We start from the raw sequence: 11,702 nt of genomic DNA on the forward strand, positions 1-11,702 counted from the left end.
CGTTAGGATTCGCTGCGCGATGTACTGAGTGTCTCACAAGAAACCGATAAGTGGCCGCGCGAGAATTGCACGCTATTGAGCTAATTGAACCGTCACCGCTTCGTCTTCCACACCGGGTCGGCGGTGTCTTCGCTGGCGGATTTGAACCAGCGGGTGAGCGTCATTTTTTGCTGCGTGTAGAAGGCGATGCTTTCGGTGCCCTGGATATGCAAATCGCCGAAGAACGATTTGTTCCAGCCGGTGAAGGGAAACCAGGCCATCGGGGCGGGCACGCCGACGTTGATGCCGATCATGCCCGCGTTGAAGTGCCGCTTGAATTCGCGGGCGGCGTGGCCGGAGCTGGTGAAAATGCAGGCCCCGTTGCCGTATTCGCAATCGCGGCCCATGGCCAGGGCGTCGTCCAGGTTTTTCGCCCGCATGACCGAGAGGACCGGGCCGAAAATTTCTTCCTTCGCCAGCCGCATGCCGGGCTTCACTTGATCGACCACGCTGGGGCCGAGTAAAAAACCATCGGCAGGCAGATCGCGCTTGCGGCCATCGAGCGCGACGGCGGCGCCTTCCTTGGCGGCGACATCGAGATACGAGGCCACTTTGTCGCGGTGCTGTGAGGAAATGACCGGGCCCATGTCGACCGTGGCGTCGCCGTCGGTGGGGCCGACTTTCATTTCGTTGCCAACTTTCACGAGGCCTTCGACCAGCGAATCGGCAATGCCGCCCACGGGCACGGCCAAACTGCCGGCCATGCAGCGTTCGCCCGCGCAGCCGAAGGCGGAAGCCTGAATGGCTTTGACGGCCTGACCCAGATCGGCATCGGGCATGATGATGAGATGGTTTTTTGCGCCACCGGCTGCCTGCACGCGCTTGCCATGCTTCGTGCCGGTTTCGTACACGTGCTTGGCGACGGCCGTGCTGCCGACGAAGGAAATGGCGCGGACCAAGGGATGCGTGAGGAGCGCGTCGACACATTCTTTATCGCCGTGGACAATGTTGAACACGCCCGGGGGCAGGCCGGCTTCCATCAGCAGTTCACCCAGGCGCACGCCACTGAGCGGCACCTTTTCCGACGGCTTGAGCACAAACGTGTTGCCGCAGGTGATGGCCACGGGGAACATCCACAGTGGAACCATGCAGGGGAAGTTGAACGGCGTGATGCCGACGCAGACGCCGACCGGGTGGCGGCTGGTTTCGCTATCGACATTGGTGGCGATGTTGTCGAGCTGCTGGCCCATGATCAGGCTGGGAATGCCGCAGGAGAATTCGACCATTTCGACGCCGCGTTCCACGCTGGCCCGAGCTTCGGCGGCGGTTTTGCCATGCTCGCGGGTGACGAGAGCGGCGAGTTCGTCGAAATGTTTGGTCATGAGCTCGCGCATGCGGAACATGACCTTGGTGCGTTCGACGACGGGTGTTTCCGCCCATTTGGGCAGCGCGGCGGCGGCGGCCTGCACGGCGGCATCGATTTCGTCAGCGGCACACAGCGGGACTTTGGCAATGAGAGTGCCGCGGGAGGGATTGAAGACTTCGCCCCAGCGGGTGGTTTTGGACGATTTCCATTGGCCGCCGATGAGGAGTTTGACATCGGGTACGGCGGTGGATGTATTTGCGGCGGCCGCAGATGGGGTGGATTTTTTTGTTTCGGCGGTGGCCATCAAGAGCTCCTCAAGTTAGCTTGCTTCGGCCTTTGGCCGCTTTAGTTCGAACACTCGCACAATCATATATGCAAACAAGGTGCAAATGAAGAACACGAGCAAGGCCCATGCTAACCCCTGTAACGTCTCGACAATGGTTCGGTAAACTTCCAATACCCAGCGCTCAGCCGTTAGTGGGGTAATCTCCGTGTGTTCCCCCGCCGGCTTAGTGATGTACTTCTCTAAATCGCGAATCCGTACTCCGCTGGAAATACCAACAACGAACAGCGCAAACATCAGATAGCGCAGCCAAACCGTACTGATCGTGTCGGCAATGATCCGCTGGAGAATCAGACGCGCCGGCTTCCTAAACAAAACAATGACAATGGTCGAAACTGCGCTGGCAACCAGAAACGTGACCACAAGAAGTGTGAGAAACATAAGTCACCTCACGATGAGCTAGATCGAACTTGGTGGCTGATCTGCGCATATTGAGAAACCCAAGGGCTTTTGTCGTCTCACCAAGGTCGTTATTATACAGGATTTAACGAGAAATCGCTATCGGGAGACCTTTCATGGCACGCATGGTTAGGGGGGCACTCATTCAGGCCACGCTCAGCGAGCCGGGGACCGCGGCGCCGGCGAAGATTAAAAAATCGATGGTCGACAAGCACGTGGCGATGATTGCCGCCGCCGCCGACAAAGGGGCCCAAGTGTTGTGCATGCAGGAGCTGTTTTACGGCCCGTATTTTTGTGCCGAGCAGCAGACCAAATGGTACGACCTGGTGGAAAAAATTCCCGACGGGCCCACGACCAAGCTGATGTGCGAGCTGGCGAAAAAGCACAACATGGTGATGGTGGTGCCGATTTACGAAGAAGACATGAGCGGCGTGTATTACAACACGGCCAGCGTGATTGACGCCGACGGCAAGTGGCTGGGCAAGTTTCGCAAAATCCACATTCCGCAGGTGAACCCTGGCTTTTGGGAGAAGTTTTATTTTCGGCCGGGCAACTTGGGTTATCCGGTGTTCGACACGCAGATTGGCAAAGTGGGTGTTTACATTTGCTACGACCGGCATTTTCCCGAAGGGGCGCGGTGCTTGGGTTTGGCCGGAGCGGAAATTATTTTCAATCCGTCGGCGACGGTGGCGGGGTTGAGCGAATATTTGTGGAAGCTGGAGCAGCCGGCGCATGCGGTGGCCAACGGTTACTGGGTGGGAGCGATTAATCGGCCCGGCTGGGAAGAGCCGTGGCGGATTGGCGAATTTTACGGGCAAAGCTATTTTTGCAATCCGCGCGGGCAGTTGATTGCGGTGGCCGGCCGCGACAAGGACGAGATTGTGGTGGCGGATTTAGATTTCGACATGATTCGCGAAGTGCGCAACACGTGGCAGTTTTATCGCGACCGCCGGCCGGAAACGTACGGGGCGATTACCGCGCCGTGAGGCACGGCGATTGCCCGCGGATTGCGCGGATGGACGCGGGTTATCAAGCCGCGACCGTTGGTCGCGCTTTTGGGCAACAATTAGCCGCAAATCAACGCGGATGAACGCAATTTGAAAGCGGCGATTTTTCTGGCCAATTGCTATTCGCGTTTATCTGCGTTCATTCGCGGCCAAATTGTTTCGGCTGAACAGCATCATCAGCACGATGTAAAGCGCGAACGATATGCCAAAGCTGATGAACCACGCATAGTGATACAAATCTGTCCAGATCGCAGGCAGTTGGATTTTTTCGTTGACCGTGGCCAAAAAACCTGGCACGCAGGGAGCAATTCCAGCCAACAGCGCGACGACGGCCAGCGGGTTAAATCCGCCGCGGTACCAGTAGGGACCGTGTTTGCGATAAAGGCCCGCTTGATCGAGCCGGGCATGGCGAATGACAAAATAATCGGCAATCAGCACGCCGCCGACGGCACCCAAGAGAGCCGAATAAGCGACTAGCCAGCGGAAAATGTATCCGGTTGGATCGGCAATCAGTTTCCACGGCTGCATTAAAATGCCGATGATGCCCGTGATAAATCCGCCAATGCGAAAGTTAATTACTCGTGGCCACAAGTGAGCAAAGTCGTTTGCCGGGCTGACGACATTTGCGGCAATGTTCGTGGCCAAGGTGGCCAGGCAGAGCGACGCCATGGCAAAGATCAGAACCACGGGATTGGTGAACCGGCTAAGCGCGACAACCGGGTCCCATTCCGGCTTGCCGTAAATGACGGCGGTGGCGCTGGTCACGGCCACGCCGATGAACGAGAACAGCCCCATTGTGGTTGGTAAGCCCAAGGCTTGGCCCCACGCTTGATCGCGTTGTGAATAAGCGTATCGGCTGAAGTCCGGAATATTGAGCGAAAGGGTGGCCCAAAAGCCAACGTTCGCCGTCAGCGCGGGGAAAAAGAATGCCCAAAATTGCCCCGCCTTCGCTCCACCGTCGGAAAACTCCGAGGGCTTAGAAAGCATTTCGCCAAATCCGTTCGCCCGCACATACGCCCAGGTTAAAAACGCTAGGCCCAACAAAATCAATAGCGGCGCCTTGAAGTTCAGCAAAATGCGAATCGATTCAATCCCTTTGTAAATCACCCAAATATTAATCAGCCAAAAGACAAAAAAGCAGGCAAGCTCGGCGGCATTCACACCGGCGAAGTGAACACTTGGGTCGGCAAACAGCTTGGGTAGCTGTTCCCATTGTGGAAAAAACACTGTTCCAATCCTGTACAGCGCTCCCCCGCCAATCCAGGCCTGAATGCCGAACCAGCCGCAGGCGACCAGCGCTCGTAGCAAGGCTGGGATATTGGCTCCTAGCAGTCCGAAGCTCGGCCGGCAATACACGGGAAACGGAATTCCGTATTTCGTTCCGGCGTGCGCGTTGAGGATCATGGGCACGAGTACAATGATATTGCCCAAAAAAATCGTCAGGACTGCTTGCCACCAATTCATGCCGCCGTCAATCAGGCTGGAGGCGAGCATGTACGTAGGAATGCAGGCGGACATGCTGATCCAGAGGACGGCAATATCTTTCATTCCCCAGCGTCGGCCGGCGCGGTTGACGGGGGCCAAATCGGGGCTGAAGTAGGGTGACCCGAAGGGATATTCGGCCAGTTCGACAATGCCGTCGGAGGAAGAAGCAGTTGGCTGCATGAATGCACTTTCAGATTACACGGGAAGATCGATTTCGATGCGGCGGCAGACGAGCACGGCTTGCAGGCCCTTCCAGTAAAAGCAGCCGTGAGCGTTCGGTCAACGCCAAACGCCTGGAATTAGCGGGAAATGTGGGCCGATTCTGTGTCGTCAGCACTGGGCGAAACGCCGGCGGGGGAAGTGCGGTTGGGGTCGTCACGGTAGACGAGATAGGAATAGATGAACATCCAGGCCAGGCAGGCGGCGTCAATGGCGAGCATGACCATCAACATCCAGCCGGTTTGGACGAGGCCCAGCGCGGCGACCAGCGCACCCATCAGCACGAACAGCCAGCCGGCGAGCCGATGAGTTTTATCCCACGATAATTTGCTGGACAGGGTCCAGGGGGTGCGGACGCCGACAAACCAATTGGGCCGAATTTTGCTCATGAAGTTGCCGATGACGAGGAACAGTGCGGCGATGTCGAAGCACACGAACGTGGTGATGTTCAGTTTGTGGCCGAATATCGCCAGCGTGCAAGCGGCGTACAGTGCCGCCATGAAAAACGTGAATGCCATGCGAATGGCCGTAAATGCGCCGGTAAATACGGCGTAATTTTGCTTGCCGGGGTCGATGCGGTGCAGCAGCCGCATCAACACATACAGCACGAGCACCACGAGCGGCAGCAAGAGCAGCCCGACGCCTTTGCTGCCGTAGCCGTCGATTTCGCCTTTCAAATTCCAATGAATGGGAATGGTTTCCGGCAGCCGCGGCCAGGCCCAAGCGGCCACGGCGAACATGGCAGCGATGGCGATCCATTGCGGTAATTCGGTGCGCCAGGTCGGTTTCATGATTGTCCCCTTTTGGTTGATTTGCCGACGTCGAACAGTTCCATCACGGCGGCCATCGTTTGTTCCACGACCGACAGATTGAGGCTGTACCTGATGCTGGTGCCGTTTTTCTCGGCCACGATCAGCCCGGCATGTTTGAGAATGTTGAAGTGGCCGGACAGGGTCGATTTGGCGAGCGGGAATTTTTCGGCCAGCTCGCCGGCAGTGAGATCGCGCTTGCGGAGCAGGCGCAAGATTTCGCGGCGGGTCGGATCGCTGAGGGCTTGGAAAACGGCGTTCATGGCTGGAATTTTTTGCGAACTGGCGGCGGCTGATGCTTGTTTGTCGCTTAATTCGATATTTCGCTAATTACCGAAATATAGCTGGGCGAAGGAATCGCGTCAAGCAAGTCCGATGGGTATGAATTTCATTGATCGAAATCGAACTGAGCAATTCAAAACCCCTCTGTTTGGGAAACTGAGAAACAACGATGCCGCCAAAAGGAGGGGCGGTGGAAATGTTTCGTGTCCATGCGGGCGGCTGCGATTCGCTTACCCTGCTCAACGGCATAGCGAAGGGGGCCAGCAACCGGTAAAATCAAATGTCAAACTATCAAACGGAAACAGCAAATACAGTTGGAGGTTGTCCGTGGCTACGCAAACGCATGCTTCGCTGCCGATTTCGGATCATAAGCCCACGCCGTACAAGGGCCCCAGCCGTGAAGAAGTGCTGGCCCTGCGGCAGCAATATCTGACGCCTGGCCTTTTGACGTTCTACAAAGAGCCGCTGCTCTTGGTCGAAGGCAAAATGCAGTACTTGTGGGACGAGAAGGGGAAGCAATATCTCGATGCGTTTGCCGGCATTGTCACGGTTTCGGTCGGCCACTGCCACCCGCAAATTGTCAAAAAAGTGCAGGAGCAGGTCGGCAAGTTGCAGCACGTGACGACCATTTATCTGCATCCCACCATCGGGCAATTCGGCAAGAAGCTGGCCGAGCATTTTCCGGAAGGGAGCAATCTTTCGGTCACGTACTTCACGAATTCCGGCAGCGAAGCCAACGAAATTGCGATTCTTTCCTCGCGCGAATTCACCGGCAACAGCGAAGTCATCAGTCTGCGCAACTGCTACCACGGCGGCACACAGGCCACGATGGCGCTGACGGCCCACAGCACGTGGAAGTTCAAAACCAATCCCACGATCAGCGTGAAAAACGCGCTGGCCCCGTACTGTTACCGCTGCCCATACGGGTTGGAATATCCCAGTTGCGGGCTGAAGTGTGCCCACGATGTGGAGAATGTGATCAAGTACGAAACCAGCGGGCAAGTGGCGGCGTTCATTGCCGAGCCGATTCAAGGCGTGGGGGGCGCCGTTACGCCGCCGCCGGAGTATTTCAAAATTGTGTACGACATTGTGCGTAAAGCGGGCGGGCTGTGCATTGCCGACGAAGTGCAAACCGGCTTCGGCCGCACCGGCGATCATTTTTGGGGCTTCGAAAATTTCGGCGTTACGCCGGACATCGTCACCATGGCCAAAGGCATCGGCAACGGCGCCCCGCTGGGCGCCTGCACCACGCGGATGGAAATTGCCAAGATGATGAAGAACCGCATCCACTTCAACACCTACGGCGGGAACCCGATTTCGATGGTGCAAGGACTGGCCACACTGGAAGTGATCGATCAGGAGAACATTCAAGCGAACGCCAAAAAAGTCGGCGGGCATTTGAAAACACGGCTGAAAGAATTGCAGGAGCGGCACAAGCTGATTGGCGAAGTACGCGGCCTGGGCCTGATGCTGGGCGTGGAATTGGTGCGCGATCGCAAAACCAAAGAGCCGGCCAACACCGAAGCCGCCGACGTGCTGGAATTGTGCAAACACCGCGGCCTCTTGATCGGCAAGGGCGGCCTGTTCGGCAACACGCTGCGCATCAAACCGCCGATGTGCATCACGATTGACGACGCCGATTTTATGGTGGATTGCTTGGATGAAGTGTTGGGGGAGATTGAGGGGCGGAAGAATTGACAATGGAGCGACGGCTTTCCCCCGCCGTCATGAGGAGGGAGGTGGCAGCTAAATTCATAGGCGATCGGTGTAAATAGCGATGAAATTTGAGTTAGCTCCAGACAATCGTGGCTTGACAGATGAGGCTCTATTGGCGGACCTCAAGAGAGTTTCCGCAGAGCTCAGCAAAGTGTCGCTTTCAACTGAGGAATATGAGAAAGCAGGGAGGCTCCATCCCGCCACTTTTGTTAGGAGGTTTGGAAGCTGGAACAAAGCAGTTCAATTAGCAGGCTTACAGGTTCGCAAACGCAATAACATTCCGAAGCAGGACTGTGTAGCCGATCTCATTGATGTTGCGAGCCGGCTAAACAAAGATTATCTCACGTTTGAAGAATACAAAAAGCTCGGCAAATACAGCCAACAGGCCTTCCGTCGTAACTTTGGAAGCTGGGCTGCTGCTATCATCGCTGCGGGTCTTAAAGATGAAAGTAAATATTCACCGCGCAGGTCCATTGAAGAACTGTATAGGAACCTTGAGATAGTTTGGGAAGCTCTTGGAAGACAACCAAGATATGAGGACATACGAAAACCACTTTCCGCGATTTGTGTTGAAACGTATTGCCGTAGATTCGGTTCCTGGCGAAAGGCGCTCGAGAGTTTCGTAGAGTACATAAACACTGATTCCGCCAATTCAGCAAACGAGTGCGAATCCAATGGGAATTTGGAAATCCACAAGCAATTGCTGCCGGCGGCGGGTCTACAGAGATGCGAACACAAGACTCAACGCAGTGTCTCATGGCGGCTACGATTTCTCGTGATGCGTCGAGATGGATTCAAATGCCATTGCTGTGGTGCGAGCCCAGCAACAACTCCGGGAGTGCTTTTGGAAGTCGATCATATTCTTCCCTGGAGCAAAGGCGGGGAAACCGTTTTCGACAACCTACAGACACTCTGTAAGACATGTAACGGCGGCAAGAGCAATTTGCTTGACGGTGAAGTGTGAGGGCTTTTGAAATGTCAAGAAAAGGCGAAACCAGTCCGAATCGCTTGCATGTTTGGGGCGATAGTATGATGGGCAAGTTGCCTGCTGTCAGTCGCAAGCGAGGTAAGCGTAGCGCCAGTAAGAAACGACGTGTTTTGCTTCGCAAACGAGATCTACTTGAGTAATTGAAACCGAAACGCGCTCCAGCGGCTGCGGACAGCCGCCGCTACATTTTCTGGATTGGGTGACTACCAATTGAAAAAATGTAGTGACGGCTGTCCTCAGCCGTCAGGAAGTGCGAGTTGGCGCTGCAGCGGCTGGGGACAGCCGCCGCTACATTGTATTGGGTCACACATTTATGAAGGCCAAGAACTATCCCGGGAAGCCGCCGCGATTAGATGAGGTATTTCCCAATTACGAATCGCCACTTTTCTTTGTTACTTTTAACGTGATCCGTCGCCAGCCCATCCTCGCCAGGGACGAAGTCCATGCTGCCTTTCGTGACTATTGCACTCGCGGCGTTGAAATGCGAGCGGCAATTATCGGACGTTAAGTGATTATGCCCGATCATGTTCATCTTTTTGTGTATGTTGTGAATATCAAACTCGGCGAATGGATCAAAGGATTGAAGCGTGCGATGTCGGCCGCCTTAGAAACCGAGAACAATGTCGAATCAAATTGGCAGCCGGGATTTTTCGATCATTTACTCCGGAATGCCGAAAGTTACGAGCAAAAATGGGAATATGTGCGCCTGAATCCGGTTCGCGCTGGTTTGGTTGCCAATTCTGAGGATTGGCCATATCAGGGTGAAATTGTGAAAATCGAAAGATTATGATGATGTAACTACGGCTGTCCCCAGCCGTCATGGAGCACGTTTGGCGCTGCAGTGGCTGAGGACAGCCGCCGCTACATTTACAGTCACCATTTCAAAATCTCAAGCACCCTCACTCGCCATGGCCGACTTATCCACCACTGTGAACGGTTTGAAACTGCCCAATCCTTTTGTCATTGGTTCCGGGCCGCCGGGGACGAATGCGAATGTTATCGGCAAAGCGTTTGACGAGGGTTGGGGGGCCGTCATTTGCAAAACAGTTAGCCTGGATTCGTCGAAGGTGATTAACGTGCAGCCGCGGTATGGGCGGTTGCGCACGGCGGAGTCGAAGGAAATTATCGGTTGGGAAAACATCGAGCTGATTAGCGACCGGCCGTTCGACACGTGGATCGACGAGTTCAAGCAGGTGAAAGATAAATACCCGGACCGCGTGCTGATTTGCTCTATCATGGAGGAGTTCAAAAAAGACGCCTGGGTGGAAATTGTCGAACGCTGCCAGGACGTGGGCGTGGATGCTTTCGAGTGCAATTTTTCCTGCCCGCACGGTTTGCCGGAGCGGCGGATGGGCTCGGCGATGGGGGAGAACCCGGAAATTTTGTCCGAGGTTTGCGGCTGGGTGATGAGCGCGGCCAAAGTGCCGGTGTGGGCGAAAATGACGCCCAACGTCACGCACATTGAAGACCCGACACGGGCTGCGTTGAAAGCCGGCTGCGATGGGATTAGCGCGATTAATACGATTCGCAGTGTGATTGGCATCGACCTAGAAACGCTCCGGCCGGAACCGAGCGTGGAGGGTTACACCACGCCCGGCGGGTATTCGTGCAAGGCCGTGCTGCCGATCGCGCTGCGGATGTGCATGGAAGTGGCGCAGGTGATTAAGAAGGAGTTTCCGGGGCGCACGCTGTCGGGCATCGGAGGCGTGGAAACGGGGAGCGATGCGGCGCAGTTCATTTTGCTGGGCAGCGACACGGTGCAGGTTTGCACGTACGTGATGAAGGTGGGTTACCGCTGCATTCACGACATGTGCAAGGAGCTGTCGGCGTTTATGGATAAGCACAATTTCAAAACCATCGCCGATTTCAAAGGGCATTCGCTGCAATACTTCACCACGCATTACGATTTGGTGGCCCGACAGGCGGAAGCGCGGAAGGCGAAAGCGGCGGCCACGAAAGACGGCAAGGCCATTCGCGCCGACAGTGAGTGGAAAGGGGACGAGTTTGTGAAGCAGACGGATGCGTTGGCCAGAGGGTGAGCAGGTGAGTGGTGAGGGGTGAGTAGTGAAGTGTGTAGGGCACGTGACAAGATATGCGTGCCGTAGAGCAGTGGTAAGGAAACTCATTGTGAACGCGGCTGACATTCCGGATCGTTCGCTGGCGGAAAGCTTGAACACGCTGCAGCTGGCGTTCGACCTGGAGCGGATTGCCGAGAAAAACATCGCGCTGGCGGACGTGGTGGAGTATTACCAACAAAGCGATGACGCTTATCGGCTGTTCCACTGCAGCGACGGCGCTTTGCACTTAGCGCTAAACCGCAACGGCAGCTTCGATCCGGCGGGTTACTATGCCCAAGCGGAATTTGTGGAGCGGCACATCGAGTCCGCCACAGCGGGTGCGGCCCAGCGAATTTTGGAAGCCGGCTGCGGCAATGGTTTCAACACGCTGCATTTGGCACGTCGGCATCCGCAGTGTCGCTTTGTGGGTGTGGATTTGACGTGTCAACATGTGGCGGCAGCACGGAAAGCGGCCGATGGCCTGGCAAATGTGGAATACTTGCAGGGGAATTACGAGGCGCTCGGTTTTCCCGACGAGGCCTTTGACGTGGCGTTCGGCGTGGAAACATTTTGTCAAACGGCCGATATGCGGCTGGCTTTGGCTGAAATGCACCGATTGCTGCGACCCGGTGGGCGGTTGGTGGTGGTTGATTGTTTTCGGGATTGTATACTTGACACAAGTGTAAAGTTTCGATAAATTTGGCGCACTTTTCAAAGGGGTGCGCTATGGAAAAAATTGATAAGTGTCGGGACTGCGGCTTTTTGGCATTGCGGAATTCGGAAACGAATCGGTTAGATGAGGTGCCTCAATTTGTGCGTGATGGTCGTCCATTTATACATCGATGGGCTGGCCCCATCTGCTATATCAGGGCTCTTCCCATTACGGAAGAATTCAAAACGCAGGCCGAGCAAGTTAAAAATCAAAATGAATTTCAAAGCCAAAAGAAGCACTGGAGATGGAAAATCTTCAAGTCAGTTATTGACGTGGACCGGAAGTGTGAAAAGGCAAGGAAATATCTTCCAGAATATACACCGCGCGAGCATTATGAAAT

12 protein-coding genes are annotated in these 11,702 nt (G+C 55.4%); 7 read left to right on the top strand and 5 right to left on the bottom strand.

Annotation, left to right across the window (positions count from 1 at the left end; genetic code table 11):
* Positions 1–92: 92 nt before the first annotated feature.
* Positions 93–1,649, bottom strand: a complete 1,557-nt coding sequence (locus VMJ32_05775) for a CoA-acylating methylmalonate-semialdehyde dehydrogenase (protein HTQ38514.1) — start codon at positions 1,647–1,649, stop codon at positions 93–95.
* Between the two features lie 15 nt (positions 1,650–1,664).
* Entirely contained in the window at positions 1,665–2,069 is a 405-nt protein-coding gene (locus VMJ32_05780) for a hypothetical protein (protein ID HTQ38515.1), read from the bottom strand.
* A 134-nt stretch (positions 2,070–2,203) separates the two neighbouring features.
* Between VMJ32_05780 and VMJ32_05785 the strand changes: the two genes are divergently transcribed.
* On the top strand, positions 2,204–3,073 hold the full coding sequence (locus VMJ32_05785) for a nitrilase-related carbon-nitrogen hydrolase (GenBank protein ID HTQ38516.1): 870 nt from the start codon (positions 2,204–2,206) through the stop codon (positions 3,071–3,073).
* Positions 3,074–3,223: 150 nt separating this feature from the next.
* On the opposite strand, the gene VMJ32_05790 is transcribed toward VMJ32_05785, so the two are convergent.
* The 3 genes from VMJ32_05790 to VMJ32_05800 form a co-directional block, all read right to left on the bottom strand.
* Positions 3,224–4,759, bottom strand: a complete 1,536-nt coding sequence (locus tag VMJ32_05790; protein ID HTQ38517.1) for an NCS1 family nucleobase:cation symporter-1 — start codon at positions 4,757–4,759, stop codon at positions 3,224–3,226.
* A gap of 119 nt (positions 4,760–4,878) precedes the next feature.
* On the bottom strand, positions 4,879–5,589 hold the full coding sequence (locus VMJ32_05795) for a DUF1648 domain-containing protein (GenBank protein HTQ38518.1): 711 nt from the start codon (positions 5,587–5,589) through the stop codon (positions 4,879–4,881).
* On the bottom strand, positions 5,586–5,870 hold the full coding sequence (locus tag VMJ32_05800; protein HTQ38519.1) for an autorepressor SdpR family transcription factor: 285 nt from the start codon (positions 5,868–5,870) through the stop codon (positions 5,586–5,588). Before VMJ32_05800 ends, VMJ32_05795 begins: the two co-directional genes overlap by 4 nt.
* 346 nt (positions 5,871–6,216) lie before the next feature.
* Here VMJ32_05800 and VMJ32_05805 point away from each other — a divergent pair, with 346 nt between their 5' ends.
* From VMJ32_05805 to VMJ32_05830, 6 genes are all read left to right on the top strand, one after another.
* A complete protein-coding gene (locus VMJ32_05805; protein ID HTQ38520.1) occupies positions 6,217–7,587 on the top strand; it encodes an aspartate aminotransferase family protein in 1,371 nt (456 codons plus the stop codon).
* Positions 7,588–7,666: 79 nt separating this feature from the next.
* Positions 7,667–8,569, top strand: coding sequence for an HNH endonuclease (locus tag VMJ32_05810; protein ID HTQ38521.1), 903 nt, complete (start codon positions 7,667–7,669; stop codon positions 8,567–8,569).
* Between the two features lie 538 nt (positions 8,570–9,107).
* Positions 9,108–9,383 carry a hypothetical protein gene (locus VMJ32_05815; GenBank protein ID HTQ38522.1) on the top strand — a complete coding sequence of 92 codons (276 nt, stop codon included), beginning with the start codon at positions 9,108–9,110 and terminating at the stop codon, positions 9,381–9,383.
* A gap of 118 nt (positions 9,384–9,501) precedes the next feature.
* Positions 9,502–10,632, top strand: coding sequence for an NAD-dependent dihydropyrimidine dehydrogenase subunit PreA (gene preA, locus VMJ32_05820; protein HTQ38523.1), 1,131 nt, complete (start codon positions 9,502–9,504; stop codon positions 10,630–10,632).
* An 88-nt stretch (positions 10,633–10,720) separates the two neighbouring features.
* Positions 10,721–11,347, top strand: a complete 627-nt coding sequence (locus VMJ32_05825; GenBank protein ID HTQ38524.1) for a class I SAM-dependent methyltransferase — start codon at positions 10,721–10,723, stop codon at positions 11,345–11,347.
* 29 nt (positions 11,348–11,376) lie between these two features.
* On the top strand, positions 11,377–11,702 hold a 326-nt coding region (locus tag VMJ32_05830), incomplete at its 3' end, for a hypothetical protein (GenBank protein ID HTQ38525.1).

This window comes from Pirellulales bacterium, from assembly GCA_035499655.1.
In the GTDB taxonomy this organism is placed as follows: Bacteria; Planctomycetota; Planctomycetia; order Pirellulales; family JADZDJ01; genus DATJYL01.